The organism is Marinisporobacter balticus (assembly GCF_004345705.1).
GTDB lineage: Bacteria > Bacillota > Clostridia > Peptostreptococcales > Thermotaleaceae > Marinisporobacter > Marinisporobacter balticus.
In genome coordinates this window covers 43,782-59,871 of sequence record NZ_SLWV01000007.1, presented here as the reverse complement: position 1 = coordinate 59,871, position 16,090 = coordinate 43,782, and the positions used below count along the sequence as shown (strand labels likewise).

The window sequence follows — 16,090 nt, the reverse complement described above, 5'->3', positions numbered from 1 at the left end:
GGGGTTCTATGAAAAACATATTGATCGTAGATGATGAAGCTGAAATCGTAGAATTATTAAAGGTTTATTTAGAAAACCACGACTTTTATGTATTAGAAGCTTATGATGGAGAAAAGGCCCTTTCCTTATTGGAGAAAAATAGGGTAGACGCTATGATATTAGATATTATGATGCCTAAAATGAATGGGATTGAACTCATAAAAAAAATTAGAAGGAAATCAAATATTCCGGTTATATTCTTATCTGCTAAAGATGAAGATATAGATAAAATCTATGGATTAGGTCTAGGGGCGGATGATTATATGACAAAGCCATTTAATCCCCTAGAAGTGGTTGCACGTTTAAAATCTTTAATCAGAAGAATTTATCACTATAACAAAGATGAAGGGGTTATGGAAAAAATTCATATTGGCGATTTGTGCCTGGAAGAAAAAAACACCCAAGTATATAAGAAAGGAGAGATACTTGATCTTACGGCTATGGAATACAAGCTCCTTCAATTTTTAATGAAAAATTCCAATAGAGTGTTTACGAAAAAGCAACTCTATGAATCCATATGGGAACAAAATTTCATTGGGGATGACAACATCATCATGGTTTATATCAGCAAATTAAGAGAGAAGATAGAGCACGATTCAAAAAAGCCTGATTATTTGAAAACAATAAGAGGTCTTGGCTATCGATTTGAGGGGAATATCCAAAATGAAGGATAAAAAAAGCATCAATAGCTTTTTATTTAAAAACTATATGATTATGTTTTTAATTATCGTTGTGACGTTTATTCTAACAGTTTATGTTACAGATTTTATTTTAGAGAAAGTAATCTATAGAAATATAGAGAATAATAAGGAATTGAAGGATATTTATAAGATTCCCTTTGAAGAAATGGATACAAGATATATCGAAATGATGGATTGTTGGATTGAAATTTTAGATGAAAATAAAAAGGTTATCTATGTGAAGGGGAAAAAGCTAGACCAGATATATCAGTATGATGAGCGATTTTTATATGATCAAGCTGCAATACACGCGGATCGTAAAAAATATCCATACTGGTATAATATTTCTCCAGTAGATGGACCGGGTGGAGAGCCTTATTTATATGTATTTAAATGGCCAATAAATAAGTTTCATTTTGCAGTTACGCCAGAATTGTTGAATACTGAAAAATGGAATAGTATAGGGAATGTGATCTATGGAACTTTGTTAATCTTTTTTTTCTTTTTTCTATTGATCAGCCTTACGCTATATAGTAGATTTACAGGAAAATATATAAGAGTACCCTTGATACATCTTACAAAAGGTATCAGAGAGATGGAAAAGCAAAATTATAGTACCCGATTAAATTTTCATGCCCAAAGGGAATTTGGAGAAATCAGAGATGCTTTTAATAAAATGGCCAGTAAGCTTGAGAAGGTAGAAATCGAAAAAAGGAAATTGGAAAAAAGTAAACAGCGCATTATCGTAGATATATCTCATGATTTAAAAACGCCTATCACATCCATCTATGGGTTTTCTAAATTGATTTATGATGGCGAAGCAAAAACGAAAAAAGATGTAAAAAAATATTTGAAGTATATCTACAATAAGGCTTTTCACGTATCGAACCTCATTGATGATTTTTTTAAGTATGCAAAGCTAGAGGATGAAAATTTTGAATTTAACTATATAGCCGATGACTTTGCAGAGTGGTTAAGACAAATAGTTGGTGAATTTTATCCGGAAATTGAAAAGAAGAATTTCAATTTAAATATAGATATCAGTCATAAACCGATCCGAATTCATTTTGATAAAAAACAAATGACAAGAGCTGTGACCAATATATTATCTAATGCCCTAAAATACAATCCACCCAAAACGAATCTATATATTCATTGTTATGATGAAGATGAGTATGTGAAATTGATTATTTCAGATGATGGGGTTGGCATAAGAGAAGAACTAAGAAATGTTATTTTTGATTCCTTTGTACGAGGGGATAGAAGTAGGAGTACGCAGGATGGATCAGGACTAGGGCTATCTATAACGAAAAAGATTATAGAGCGGCATAAAGGAACCATTACCCTCTCCTCAAATGAAGAAGCAATCACTGTGTTTACGATTCATCTTAAAAAAGAAATAGAAAGGAGCGAAAAATTTGAAGAAGCGATTATGCATACTAGTAGGAATACTTCTAATCAATAGTTTTTTATTTGTAGGTTGTGGCAAAAGTGAGACAAAAGAAGCAGATGGAAAAGATGTATCCATACAAAAAGAAGAGGTGATCTATGTAAAAACAGAACCTGTTATAAGTATGGATTTTACAAATACATTATTATTACCTGGAAATTTAAAACCAAAGGAAGAAGCAATCGTTACAGCAGAAGTAAATGGAAAAGTTAATCAAATTTATACAGATTTGGGAAGGAAGGTAAGCCAAGGGGAGTCTCTTTGTAAATTAGAAGATACGACCTATTTATTAACATATGAAAATAAAAAGAAAGACCTTTCGATAGGGAGTATAGAATTTAAGAATTTAACAAAAGACTATGAAAGAACAAAATCACTTTATGAGAACAATGTAGAATCTAAATCAGAATTTGATACAATAGAAAAAAACTATGAAAAACAAAAAGAAGAATTAGTAATAAAAGAAAATGATGTAGCATTGGCAAAAAAAAATCTAGACGATACGCTTATCAAAGCACCTATATCAGGAATTATAAGCAATAAAAAAGTTTTGATAGGTCAAACCGTATCCAGTGGCATTGAATTATTTAAGCTTGTAAATATAGATCAAATATATGTAGAAGTAGGGGTTTCGGAAAAAGATATGCCTTTTATAAAAAATGGGCAAGTGTGTAGTGTAAATGTAGATATGTTTTCGAATTCCTTTAAGGGAAAAATAACAAATATCGGACCAGAACCAAGTAGTGAAACAAAAACCTACCCAGTAAAGATATTGATTAAAAACGAAAAAGGAAATTTGAAATCGGGCATGTTTGCAAATGTAGAAATTATACTAGATAAGCATAAAGATGGTTTGGCAGTGCCTAAAAAATCAGTTATAAAAGAACAAGATAGATACTATGTTTTCGTAAAGGAAGATAAAAAAGCTGTTAAAAAATATGTGAAGATAGGTTTTTCAAGTGATGCATATAATGAAATATTAGAAGGGGTTGAAAAAGGGGAGCAGATCATTATGGTTGGCAATGAAGATTTAGAGGATGGAAGTTTGGTGGAAGAAAAGGAATAGTTTTTTAGAATGTTTCATTTATGTGTTTGGGTTACCATTGGTGTTTAGTGGTGAAAAAAGTACATTGTCCATGTTTGTTTATGCAGCAGGATTTGGACTAGGTAGTTCAGTAGGTGGAGATATTGAACAAAAATTGGCGATTAGATATACCTCTTTAATTGTAAACTTAATAAAAAAAATGATGAAATGATTCAGATATTGAGAGAAAAAGGTTTTGCATAAGATTAATGAGGCATAAAATATATTAGAATAAAAAATTCACATAATTCTACAAAAAAATTTGACATTTATACGCAAATATTTTACAATTAAATCACGATAATTTGAACAAGCTTTGGAAGAAAGATAAAAATAGTTTCTAAAGTCAAATTATTTAACAACATACTAGTAGCAAGCAGATAAAGACTATAATTTTATATTATATGAGCCTTAACTGCTCTACAATAGAGGATATATAGACTTTAGTGTATATCTTGTATTGTGGAGCAGTTTTTGTTTTAAAGAAAATAAAAATTTAAATAATCTAATTTGGAGGTGGCATGATGAAAAATGTAAAAATTGTGATTGTAGATGATTCTCCTTTTTCTATAAGCATACTGAGAGATATATTAGCGGAAAAAGAATTTGAAGTGGTTGGACAAGCAAGTTCATTAGAAGAAACTATCAAGGTGGTAAAAGAAACAAAGCCAGATTTGGTGACGATGGATATGACGATTCCTGGAACAGATGGTTTAGAATGTACAAGAGCCATTCATAAAATCGATGCGAATATAAAAGTTGTTGTTGTAAGCTCTATGAAGGATGATGAAATTGTTAAAAAAGCAAAAGTCAATAAAGTAGCAGGATATGTGCAAAAACCCGTAGATCCAGATGAGATTGCAACGGTAATCAATCGTGCAATGGCTGGTGATGATTTGCTTCTAGAGCTACAGGAAATCTATTTTGATGTATTTAAAGAAAGTTTTTCTAATAACCTGAATCGAATCACAAAGACGATTCCTACATATGGTGAAATGGGTCAATCAAATGATACAGAAAATTCTAGAGGGATTTCCATAGTCATAGGGATCATTGGGAAATGTTCTGGCAGGATGATTCTTGATTTATCACATGAAACGGCTAAAAAATTAGCGGAGGCAGCTTTAAAAAGAGAAGTAAAAAATATGGATGAATGTTTAGCGATGCTTGGTGAATTTACAAATATTATTGGTGGAAATGCTTGTTCTATATTAAATAGAAAGAATAAAATTTTTGGTCTACGTGTAGCACCTCCTACAATATTTCATGGAGAATCTTTGAAGATATCTAAATCCATGCTAAGAACAACTTCTGTTTTGGGGGAGACTTCTTTTGGAGAAATGTATTTAAATGTAGGATTTGAAAGAGATGAAGAAGAATGGATGTAAAATTAATCAATCCATTTATTGAGGCGTTTCTTGTTGTAATGCCGCAGATTGGATTTAATGATATAAAAAAAGGAAAGATGTCTTTAAAAGATAAAAATATTAAGAGTGATGGCGTGATGATTAATTTAGGAATAATAGGTGATGTTAAAGGAAATGTTCTCTATGGTATGACCATAGAGAATGCAAAAACAATTGCTTCGAAAATGATGATGGGTATGTCTGTTGAAACATTAGATGATATGGCACAGAGTGCGCTTTCTGAACTATCGAATATGCTTACTGCAAATGCGAGTATCAATTTTTCAAATATGGAGATAAATACAAACATCTCAACACCTACATTAATGTATGGGAAAGATTTTAATGTACAAGTGAATGTACAGAAAGTCATATGTATTGAAATATTGGCTGATGGGATTCCTATAGAGGTGAATATTGCTTTTAATAACTATGAATAATATAGAGTAAAGCTCTAATTTATAGTAACTTTGAAACAGTCTTTCATTTTAGACTGTTGTATAAAAAATTTAAGCGATATAAGTCAACTAGTTTCTAGTTGGCTTTTTATTTTTTGTGCTAAAAAATTTTTGAAATAGTGTACTCAATCAAGTGATTTTAATTGGTAATGATACATTAAAAAAAGTTGTAAAAATTGATGATCAAACCAAATAGCTTATTGTAAATGGAATGTTTTTAAGGGGTAGGAGGTACCTCTTATTTTTTTGCACAGAAATCGTAGCAAAGTGAGCAAAAAAAATATTTTTAAAATGAACTTTTTAAAAGATATAATACTCTTATATAGGAAAGGGTGGTGGGGATGTGGATACGAAAATGCTTGTAAAAGAAGCAAAACAAGGAGACAAAGAGGCACTTGTTCAGCTGATTATGGCAAAGAAGCAAGACTATTATAAGCTTGGATATATATATATGAAAAACAGTGAAGATGCATTAGATGCAATGGAAGATATGATTGTGATCCTATATGAGTGTATTCATAAATTAAAAAAAGAAGAATCATTCTATAGCTGGAGTAAGACTATTTTGGTCAATTGCTGTAAAAATAGCTTGCGAAAAAACAAGAAAATTATCTTATTAGAGCGTACAAAAGAAATATTTTATGAGGATACGTTTCAGCAAAAGGATGAAGCATTGGTCCTTGAGGAATATTTAGCGCAATTGCATCAAAAGCATCAAGAGGTCATTAAACTTCGATATTTTTTAGATTTAGACTACAAAACAATCGCAAAGCTATTAAAAGTGCCTATTGGAACCGTAAAATCTCGTATATCTATTGGACTTAAAAAGTTAAAAGAAAGAATCGGAGGTGAAGGGATATGAGAAACATTGAAAATAGATTCAGTGAAAAGAAAGCAGAAATAGAGAATTTACAAGTACCCGATGAATTGGAAATGAGATTGCGTAGTGCATTAAAAAGTAGAACATCTTCTAGTGGTGGAAGAAGCAAGTGGAAAGGAAAGTTGGTAGCTTTACTGATTTTTGGAGTATTAACTGGGTATCACGGGGATACTTTGGCATTTTATAGTAAAAAATACATTGGATATGAAAAAATTATGAATAGTACTTTGAAAAAATTGAATACATTAGAAAAAGGGCAAGTGATTGAAAAAAGCTATACATTTAAAAATAATGTAAAACTTACATTAGATGGGATCATGCTAGATGACAATCAGCTTCTTGTTTTTTATACTGTGAAAGATCCAACGGGCAATGTGGATCAAGTAGACATTAGTGGCACTACGATGGAAGGAATGGTAGGACAATACCATATGGGTAGTGGACAAGGAGAAATGAATGATGAAAAAACGGAGATGAAATGGATAGTGGCTTTTGAGAGTCCTTACTTCTTTGAAAAAAGATTAAAATGGTCGTTTATGCTAATCAAAGGAAAACAAAGTGAGCATGGAGAGATCACTTTCATATTAGATCGAAATAAGGCAATGGGACATACATTGAAAAAAGTCCTTAACAAAAAGGTTAAAGTAGATGAAACAGAAATACGCTTTGAATCTATTTTGGCTACACCGACGACTACAGTAATCAAAGGAACCATCCAAAATATAGTAGAATTAGCCAAAGATCAAATCCTTGGGGAACGTTTTAGACCAGAAACATTAGATATAAAATTGTTTGCCAATGGAAAAGAAATTGTCTACCAAGGTGGCGGAATGCGTACAAACATAAATGGCATGAAATTTGATGAAAAATTTGATGCACTCCCAAAAGATTTGAATAAGCTAGAAGTTCATCTCATAAGCTTTGGGGCAGATCATGATGTAGATGAAGTCATAAAGCTTAAAAATGATGGAAGTAATCAAAATTTTAAAATCCTTGGTCAAAATATAACCATCAATCAAGTAGATGCATCGAGTGGAGAGACTTATGTTACCCTTACTACTGAAGAAAGTGTACGCTTGTCTTTGGTGAATTTAGAGATAGATGGTAAAACCATAGCATTAGAAGATACTACGAAAGATACATATCAAAAAAAGAAAGATGGAAGGGTTCATCATATGCGAACCCTTCGCTTTAAGGGAGATGGAAAGGATTTGACGTTGCATATTAAAAGAATAAAATATGACAAAATCTATAATAAAATCATCAATATATCTATAGATTAAGATTTTAGGCTTTTATATATTTTCAAAGTGGCTTTGAAATGTTATTTAGACACCTAGCAGGAATATGTACATTAAAATTTGTAATCATTTATGGAACGGTTGCAATCGAAACCATGGGAATTGGCAATAAGAGCTACTTTTTTAGGGGGGAGGGTGTATGCTTATTTCTTTTGTGCATTTTCTAGGATAAGAGTCTTTGCATACGCCATCCTTGTTAGTTTTACAATAGCCACCAGGATTACATGTTCCATGATCTTTAATAAGGATTTTTCCAAGTAGATCAACAGCAACCCATTCAGGGCTTCTTAAACGTGAAATATATTTTTTGCTATATTTATTAAAGGTAACGAAGTTAACCAACATCAATAGGGTGACCATCAACTGTTTCAAACATTTCTGCATAGTCTGTAGCAGGGAAAAAGATGGTACTATCAAGCCAGAGATTCCCAAGATTATCGATGATAGCTGCATTTAAAGTTGGTCTGACAGCGAGACCATTTGCCAGATGCCAAGACCAATCAAATACTAAATTATGTAGAAGTCAGTAATGTTGATCATGGAAAAGGATTTAAAAAAGGGGAGTGGATTATATTACAGGCAAAACCTCCTAGATTCGTTTAGGAGGTTTTAGATAACTAACGGAATAATATCAATACTTGATTAGGACCTGTACGCTTTAATATACGGTATCCTTTATCAGATTTTGTTGCAATTCCCTCATCGTTAGGTATACAGTAGCCATTTACTTTACAGGTTCCATCGTCACGTACACGTAATTGCCCTAATAAACCTACTGCAACCCATTCGGGTCTTTGACACCTTGGAATATATTCCTGATTAGGATCCCACTCAGGATTTATGATGGCTTGAGATTCAGTTCTCTCTGGAATAATAACATTACCATCTTGATCTTTCACAGCTGGAATGACAACCTCCTCATATTGAATCCGTCCCCATTCATCTCTCAAATGTTTTTGATCCCAGTCAAAATCTGCACTTCCACCTAAAACACCTGGCGTGACACTGGTAACACCTAGAATATAATTATCTTTTGAGGTAGCTATTGCGATTTTATTTTCATTAAGAGTTACAAAGTACCCAACATCAATTGGTTTTCCATCTGCTGTTTCAAACATTTCAGCATAGTCACATGGACCTGTAGAAGTTCCACCAGTAAAACAGCCTACACCTGTAATTCCTGAAATTTTTGCTTTTAAACCATCATTAGCCAAATGCCAAGAATAAGATTCATTAGCAGTGCCATTATACCCCATAATGTGGGAATGGCTAAACACGTCTGTACTTGTGCGAAAACCTTCAGAATGAGAATAATTCCCACTAGCTGTTGTGGAAAAACCTTCTGCATGTGACTGGTGACCACTAGCTGTTGTTCTAGAACCTTCAGCGTGAGAACTACTTCCACTTGCTAGTGTTTCAGAACCTTCAGAATGAGAAGAAAGTCCACTTGCTTCTGTGTCATTACCTTCAGCATGAGAATAATCTCCAGTTGCTTTTCCTAATCTGCCTTCAGCATGAGCATAATCTTTAGTTGCTATTGAGCCATTGCCTTCAGTATGGGACCAATCTCCACTAGCTTTTGTATCAACACCTTCGGAATGGGAAGCAGATCCACTTGCTTCTGTGGCGTATCCTTCTGCATGAGAATATTCACCACTTGCTATTGATACGTGTCCTTCTGCATGAGCAGTGTTTCCTGCTAATGTATTAAAACCTTCAGCATGAGAGTAATTTCCATCTGCTACAGTGTTACTACCTTCAGCATGAGCACCATTTCCGTTTGCTTTTGTTTCTATACCTTCTGCATGAGCAGCCTGCACCCATGCTACGCCACCTGCTATAGTGAAATAACCTTCCGCATGGGAATAATCACAGTTTGCTGTTGTTTCACTGCCTTCAGCATGGGATGCATATCCATTTGCAGTTGTTTGATTTCCTTCAGCATGAGAAATAGGCCCTACTGCTTTTGTAAATTGACCTTCCGCATGTGAAGATTCTTCACTTGCTTCTGTTAAATTACCTTCAGCATGAGAAATATTGCCACTTGCTGTTGTTTCACTACCTTCAGTATGAGAATACTCTCCACTTGCTGTTGTGTTTCTACCTTCAGAATGACAACTAAAATTACTTGCTGTTGTACCAAAACCTTCTGAATGAGAATATTCTCCGCTCGCTGATGTACCAAGACCTTCAGCATGAGATGTTTTTCCGCTTGCTATTGTTTCTTCACCTTCAGCGTGAGAAGTGTCTCCACTAGCTGTTGTTTGATTTCCTTCTGCATGAGAATTAGTTCCTTGTGCTTGAGTATTTTCGCCTTGAGCATGAGAAATATCTCCACTAGCAATCGTATTTAGACCTTCTGCATGGGCGATAGCTCCAGATGCAGTGGTTTGTATTCCTTCTGCATGGGAAGCATCACGACAAGCTTTTGTCTGAAGTCCTTCTGCATGAGAAAAAACGCCATCTGCTTGTGTCAATACACCTTCTGTATGAGAAATCTGTCCATTTGCTGTTGTATTTAAACCTTCTGCATGGGTACATCCACCCATAGCTTTCGTACCGTTGCCTTCAGCATCAGAGCAATATCCAGGTGCTTGCCTATTGCATCCATTTGACAATTGAATTCACCCCTTTAATTTATATAAATTTGTCCAACTTTTCTATCTGTATGTTCGCTATATAATATGCATTGTCCTAAAGTTTGTGATAATTTCTTGAAGTTTTGCAGAAAACGAATATTTATAGTTTGGTATTGATAATAGTTTTGGGAAAAAATAAAAATTATCATACTCCTTGGTAGGGGTTAGCGTGTATATATTCCTCATTAGAAGGCGTGTTTTTAAATAGAAAAGCGCTTTTAGAGGTAGCATGAACTCTAGAGAGGCTTTTTTTTATGGCAAGAAATTTAAGTATATCGCATGCAAATAGGAAAAAAGTTCTATATTCAATGAATCAGAATATGAATAGAGTATGTAACAATACTATAAATATCTTAAAAGGAGGTTTTATAATGTCTTTATTGATGGCGTTTTCAATTGTTTTAGTCGTTTTATCTATTGGAGATATTATTTCTACTAAAACAAAAGCATTTATTCCCTCTGTGTTTGTTGCTGCACTATTATTTTTATTTGGGTTTTGGACTTTTTTTCCACAAGATATCGTAGCACTTGCAGGGTTTGAAAAATCAATCATCTACTTATCCATGTACTTATTAATAACCCATATGGGTACGTTGTTGACCGTTCGAGAATTATTGCGTCAATGGAAAACTATTGCCATTGCACTCATCGGGATTGTAGGGATTTGTGCGCTTACACTCACAATCGGTAAGGCAATTTGGGGTTGGGAAACAGTTGTAATAGCTACCCCTCCACTAACAGGAGGTATCGTAGCTGCGATCATCATGTCTGAGGCAGCTACATCTATTGGAAGAGAAAATTTAGCAGTGCTTGCAATCGTCACCTATGTAATGCAAGGATTTGTTGGTTATCCGCTTACAGCCTTAATGCTAAAGAAAGAAGGAAATAGACTTCTCTCTGGGTTTAGAAGTGGTGTATTAAAACATGTCAAACAGAATGAAACGAGTGGTGACGTAAATAATAGAAAAAAACTTATACCACCACTTCCAGAAAAATATATAACCACATATGTGATTCTTACAAAACTTGCAATCACTTCACTACTTGCTGTACAATTTGCAAATCTAATCAAACCTATCATGGATATTTCACCATTTGTGATGTGTCTATTCTTTGGTGTGATTGCACAAGAACTAGGTTTTGTTGAGCAAAAGCCGCTTAATCTTGCAAATTCATTTGGATTCTTAATGACAGGGCTTATGGCATTTATATTTGCAGGTCTTGCTAAAGCCACACCATCTATGCTTGCTAAAATAGCTATTCCACTTGCAGGAATCATCATTTTAGGTGTGATAGGCATGGGAATCCTTTCTATGATTCTTGGGAAAAAACTCGGATATACGAAGGAAATGTCTTTTGCAATAGCGCTTACTGCACTTTATGGATTCCCTCCAAACTATATACTTACGGAGGAAGCATCAAAAGTGCTTGCAAAAACGGATGAAGAAAAAGAATTTTTGATGGATGAAATGCTTCCTAAAATGCTTGTTGGAGGATTTACAACCGTTACCATTGTTTCGGTGATCATCGCGGGAATATTTAGCAAACTATTATAATCATACACATCATTAATTAAAGGAAGGTGAAAGCATGAATATTAAAGCATTAGCCCAAAAATATAAACAATATAATGTAGATTTAAGAAGAGAATTTCATATGTATCCTGAGCCGAGCATGAAAGAATTTAGAACATCAAACCGCGTGATAGAAGAACTTGAAAAAATGGGTATCGAATGTAAAAAGGTAGCGGAAACAGGTGTCGTTGGGATCATTAGAGGTGAAATGAGTGGCAAAACTGTAGCACTAAGAGCTGATATGGATGCTTTAGAATTAACAGAAGCAACCACAAAAGATTACAAATCAAAAGTAGATGGGATGATGCATGCTTGTGGTCATGATGGGCATACTTCATCATTACTTACAGCAGCCCAAATATTAAACGATATGAAAGACGAACTACGTGGTAATGTTAAATTGATTTTTCAACCGGGTGAAGAAATAGCAATGGGTGCTAGAAAAATGATAGAAGAAGGCGTCATGGAAACTGTAGATGGAATACTTGGCATTCATCTATGGAATGATATGGATGTTGGAAAAATTTCTGTAGAGGCAGGTCCACGAATGGCATCTGCTGGAATATTTAAAATAAACATCCGAGGCAAGGGTGGTCATGGATCTATGCCAAATCAAGGGGTAGATGCAGTAGTCGTAGGTTCAGCAATGGTTATGAATATACAATCTATCGTAAGTAGAGAAATCAGTCCGCTACACCCTGCTGTAATCAGCGTTGGAATATTTCATTCAGGCACTAGATTCAATGTGATTGCAGGAGAAGCATATTTGGAAGGAACCACACGCTGTTTTGATACAGAAGTAAACAACTCATTTGAAGAAAGAATAAAACGTGTAGCAGAAAATACGGCTAAAAGCTACAGAGCAGAAGTAGATTTTAGTTACAAACAAGTAGTGATTCCTACAATCAATGATCCTAACATGTCTTTTATTGCACAAAGATCTGTAGAAAAAATATGTGGGAAAGATGCAATCGGTATATATGAAAAGACTACAGGTGGAGAAGATTTTCCATATTATACACAAAAAGCGCCAGGGGTTTTTGCTTTTGTTGGAACCAAAAATGAAGATAAGCTTGAAAATTACCCCCACCATCATCCGAAATTTGATATTGATGAAGATGCACTTGAGGTAGCAGCAGCTTTGTATGCACAATTTGCATTTGACTTTTTAAATGGAAAAAAGTAAAATTTATGCTAAGAATAACACAATCCTCTGAAATTTGGAGGATTTTTTTATTTTTTGTAAAAGTGGAGGAAATATGTAATAAATATCGAAGTTTATATAAATACATTTTATAAAAAATTAGATCAAAGTGATAAAATAATAGAAATCTTTTAAAAGTCAAAATACAATCTAGAGGAGAATTATGATAAAAATAACGAAACAAAAACTTTATATCATTTTACTATATATTGTTGTTACGGTGGTTGGTCATTATTTTGGTGAATATTACAATACTTATGATGCATACAAAAATCGAATGTATGATGATTTTGAGGATTTTGGGATGGAAATAGAATCATTAAACGATCATTTATCACAGTTATTGACTTTAGGGGTGGAGGATTTTGATCCTGAAAAAAAGGTTGTCAATAGAAGGATAATGTTAGAATTTTGGAGATCAAACAATGATGCAGCAGATTTAGGAAAAGGTAAGTGGTGTCCTGCTTATATTGATGATCTGTATTTAGACGTAAATCATGTGATTGAAAATATTGTATCTGATAACAAGATTAGCCCATCTGAGAGAAAATATATACAAACATTATATGCATACAATGACGAAATCTTAAAAGAATATAGAAATGTGGTAGGGGATATGCCAGAGCGTTTGGATTTTGATAAAATGAGAAAATTAGAGAAGAAAATTATTAAAATATATAATGATTACTCAAAAGAAGCTGAGGATTTACTAAACACCTCTAAATACAGAGGATTAAAAGATTATAAAGGAGAGCTTACAGCGGAAAGTTTAGAAAATGTTCAAGCCTATTGCCAAGAAATCTTTTCAAAATTAGTAGAAAATAAAACTTTAAAATACAATAAAGAAGATGGAAAAAATGCAGATCAATATGTATTTGAGACGGATTTGAAAGAATATGATCCAAAAGATATTGCTAAAGATCTTATGAATGGAAATACAGAGTACAGATTGACCTATGATAAAAAAACCAAGAAAATAGACATATATGCCAGCAGCTATGGCACCTCTCCGAATAGCAAAAAATATACAGAAAAAGAACTAGACAATATGGCAGAGAAGATCATGACTCAATTTAGTGATCAAGGGTTTAATTATGATAAAAAAATAAGCTATGATGAACAACAAAAGATCCAAGAGATTACCTACGCCTATATAGAAAAAAACGAAGGGGTATATGATGAAATAAAAAAAATGCAACTAGAAATACAATCTTCTGGATTAATCACAGGATTTGAAAGGGTGTATCCTTACCATGAACCAATCACTATGCCCGTGATCAAGAAAGAAGCCATTTTATCAAAAATAGACAAGGAAGCAAAAATCATAGATGATCTACTGATTCGAAATATAGAAGGCAAAACACAATACGTCTTTCATTTAAAATATAAAAATACCCTATATGAAAGTGTATTTGATGCAGATACAGGGGCACTTAGTTATTATGGACGAGAGATTCGACATGATTATTTGAAATAGAAAAATTTTGAAAGCAAATAAGAAACTGATAAGAAGTCAACGAAACCCTCGTGGAGTTTTTATCTTTATAGTCAAAATAGATCATGCTTTTTTTATTTTATAAATTATTACAAAATACGATACAATCCATATAGAAGCCTGTATAGAAAAATATGGTAAAATTATCGATCAACCTATATGCGGTAAGTAATCAATCGATTATTTACCCTATTTTATTTGAAAAAATCTCAAAAATCCTCATTAAATAGTAGGATTTTATATAAGAATCTGATATGATTAAAGACAGGAAAATTTTACTATATAGTTTTTGATTTTACTTACAGGAATAATTATTTTTTGTGTTTACATACAATATAATATACAGTTAACAGAGAATTCATTTCTTATGAGAATGCGGAGTGTGTTGTACTTCTACAAATAATAAAATAGATATTATACTTTTCGATAGATTTTATGTGCTTTAAAAACCTCAGCTTTTATAAAAATATTGTTAAATAACCTGAAAGGTGGATATGAATGGCAACATACAATGAAAGCACAAAAAAAGCGGATATAACGATACGTTTATCTGAATTTGAGATGCCTCCTATGCAGGATGTATTGATAGTTGGCAAAAGAGCACCGATAGGGCCAGAAGCTGCAAGAAGAATGGTAGACATATTATCACCAGATCAATATGAAATTGTTAAGATTGAGGATGCTGTTATTGAAGCCATTGTAATTAGGAAAGGGCTATTAAATATTTTACCCAAAGATAAGCTTATTGAATTAATCATGGAAGAAGGAGGACGGATTGCTAACGAAGCTACGATTATCAAAGCCCAGATTAATATTACAATTCACGTTAGCAAATCTATAGAAATATGATTAGAAAAGTTTTAAATATTATGAATCAAGATTTTATGATTGTGAATGCCATTGATGGGATTAGAAATATAAAGAATAGTGCACTAGAAAAAGGAATTAGCCATTTTTTTGTAATGGAGCACAGAGAAATTCTTGGTGTAATTACAACAAAAGAATTAATTGAAGCACATCCTAATAGAATTGCAGCAGACGCTATGATACAAAATTTTACAAAAATAAATGTAGATACCCCCATATGGAAAGCAAAAGAATTATTGGAAAAAAATATGGAAATTCTTTTAGTGGAGGAGAATAAAAAAGTAGTTGGGTTTATTACAACGTCTCTTTTAGATATTGAACTAGGGAAACATATAGATTTGCTTACAGGCCTTTATAAAAGTGATTATGTATATTATCATGCTGCAAAATTTATTAAAAATAGAAGTGAAATAGCGATTATATTTATGGATGTGGATAATTTCGGACATGTTGATAAAGCATATGGGCATATTTGTGGAGATAATATTTTAAAGGATATTGGCATGTTACTCAATATGTATAAACATACAGATACCTATTTGTGTAGATTTGGTGGGGATGAATTCATGATTGTGACACCCTATACGATTGAGCAAGCTAAAGCAATGGTAAAAGAAATAATGAACGCAGTAGCAATACACAAGTTTCAAGATGAAATTGATATTACTATTTCAGCAGGGATTGTTAAAGGTAGAAAGTATGACAATAGAATAACAAATCCATATGCGGCTGTTTCTCAGCTAATCAATATCGCAAGTTTAGCATCTACGAAGGCGAAAAAGAGTAAATGTAAACTTAGTATAGTGCATGAAACAGAGATCGATGAAAGTGCTTAAGGCGTAGAATTTTTTATCTAAATAATGTAATATACTTTAAATTGAAGGCTATTGCTTATGGTTTAAAAAAGAATAGAATATTATTTTCTAAACTTTCTCTAATTTGATAAAATGAAAGAAGAGGAAGTTTATATTTTTTTGTATTTAGAAATACATGGGATAATGATGCAATGATTT

15 protein-coding genes are annotated in these 16,090 nt (G+C 32.9%); 14 read left to right on the top strand and 1 reads right to left on the bottom strand.

Annotated features, from left to right (window positions below; all coding sequences use genetic code 11):
* Positions 1-8 precede the first annotated feature (8 nt).
* The 9 genes from EV214_RS07140 to EV214_RS19365 all read left to right on the top strand — a co-directional run bounded on the left by EV214_RS07140 (position 9) and on the right by EV214_RS19365 (position 7,828).
* On the top strand, positions 9-713 hold the full coding sequence (locus tag EV214_RS07140) for a response regulator transcription factor (RefSeq protein ID WP_132244187.1): 705 nt from the start codon (positions 9-11) through the stop codon (positions 711-713).
* A complete protein-coding gene (locus EV214_RS07135) occupies positions 703-2,184 on the top strand; it encodes a HAMP domain-containing sensor histidine kinase (protein ID WP_132244185.1) in 1,482 nt (493 codons plus the stop codon). Before EV214_RS07140 ends, EV214_RS07135 begins: the two co-directional genes overlap by 11 nt.
* Positions 2,138-3,235, top strand: a complete 1,098-nt coding sequence (locus tag EV214_RS07130; protein ID WP_132244183.1) for an efflux RND transporter periplasmic adaptor subunit — start codon at positions 2,138-2,140, stop codon at positions 3,233-3,235. The genes EV214_RS07135 and EV214_RS07130 overlap by 47 nt, the downstream gene beginning before the upstream one ends.
* Positions 3,207-3,425: a DUF5698 domain-containing protein gene (locus EV214_RS07125; RefSeq protein ID WP_132244181.1), complete on the top strand. Its 219-nt coding sequence runs from the start codon at positions 3,207-3,209 to the stop codon at positions 3,423-3,425. The genes EV214_RS07130 and EV214_RS07125 overlap by 29 nt, the downstream gene beginning before the upstream one ends.
* A 352-nt stretch (positions 3,426-3,777) precedes the next feature.
* The gene (locus tag EV214_RS07120; protein WP_132244179.1) at positions 3,778-4,641 is read left to right on the top strand and encodes a response regulator; all 864 of its coding nucleotides are present in this window, start codon (positions 3,778-3,780) and stop codon (positions 4,639-4,641) included.
* The gene (locus EV214_RS07115) at positions 4,632-5,099 is read left to right on the top strand and encodes a chemotaxis protein CheX (protein ID WP_132244177.1); all 468 of its coding nucleotides are present in this window, start codon (positions 4,632-4,634) and stop codon (positions 5,097-5,099) included. The genes EV214_RS07120 and EV214_RS07115 overlap by 10 nt, the downstream gene beginning before the upstream one ends.
* Before the next feature lie 361 nt (positions 5,100-5,460).
* On the top strand, positions 5,461-5,979 hold the full coding sequence (locus EV214_RS07110) for a sigma-70 family RNA polymerase sigma factor (protein WP_132244175.1): 519 nt from the start codon (positions 5,461-5,463) through the stop codon (positions 5,977-5,979).
* A complete protein-coding gene (locus tag EV214_RS07105) occupies positions 5,976-7,280 on the top strand; it encodes a DUF4179 domain-containing protein (protein ID WP_132244173.1) in 1,305 nt (434 codons plus the stop codon). Before EV214_RS07110 ends, EV214_RS07105 begins: the two co-directional genes overlap by 4 nt.
* A gap of 422 nt (positions 7,281-7,702) precedes the next feature.
* Complete coding sequence (locus tag EV214_RS19365) at positions 7,703-7,828, top strand: hypothetical protein (protein WP_279233111.1); 126 nt, start codon at positions 7,703-7,705, stop codon at positions 7,826-7,828.
* An 87-nt stretch (positions 7,829-7,915) separates the two neighbouring features.
* Here EV214_RS19365 and EV214_RS07095 read toward each other — a convergent pair whose 3' ends face one another.
* Positions 7,916-9,916: a peptidase G2 autoproteolytic cleavage domain-containing protein gene (locus tag EV214_RS07095; RefSeq protein ID WP_207669645.1), complete on the bottom strand. Its 2,001-nt coding sequence runs from the start codon at positions 9,914-9,916 to the stop codon at positions 7,916-7,918.
* A 392-nt stretch (positions 9,917-10,308) separates the two neighbouring features.
* Here EV214_RS07095 and EV214_RS07090 point away from each other — a divergent pair, with 392 nt between their 5' ends.
* The 5 genes from EV214_RS07090 to EV214_RS07070 all read left to right on the top strand — a co-directional run bounded on the left by EV214_RS07090 (position 10,309) and on the right by EV214_RS07070 (position 15,913).
* Positions 10,309-11,493, top strand: coding sequence for a hypothetical protein (locus tag EV214_RS07090; RefSeq protein ID WP_132244168.1), 1,185 nt, complete (start codon positions 10,309-10,311; stop codon positions 11,491-11,493).
* A 34-nt stretch (positions 11,494-11,527) separates the two neighbouring features.
* Positions 11,528-12,697, top strand: coding sequence for a M20 family metallopeptidase (locus EV214_RS07085; RefSeq protein ID WP_132244166.1), 1,170 nt, complete (start codon positions 11,528-11,530; stop codon positions 12,695-12,697).
* Positions 12,698-12,878: 181 nt separating this feature from the next.
* Entirely contained in the window at positions 12,879-14,192 is a 1,314-nt protein-coding gene (locus EV214_RS07080) for a hypothetical protein (RefSeq protein WP_132244164.1), read from the top strand.
* A 516-nt stretch (positions 14,193-14,708) separates the two neighbouring features.
* Entirely contained in the window at positions 14,709-15,059 is a 351-nt protein-coding gene (locus EV214_RS07075; protein ID WP_132244162.1) for a hypothetical protein, read from the top strand.
* Positions 15,056-15,913, top strand: coding sequence for a diguanylate cyclase domain-containing protein (locus tag EV214_RS07070; RefSeq protein WP_132244160.1), 858 nt, complete (start codon positions 15,056-15,058; stop codon positions 15,911-15,913). Before EV214_RS07075 ends, EV214_RS07070 begins: the two co-directional genes overlap by 4 nt.
* The last annotated feature ends 177 nt before the right edge of the window (positions 15,914-16,090 follow it).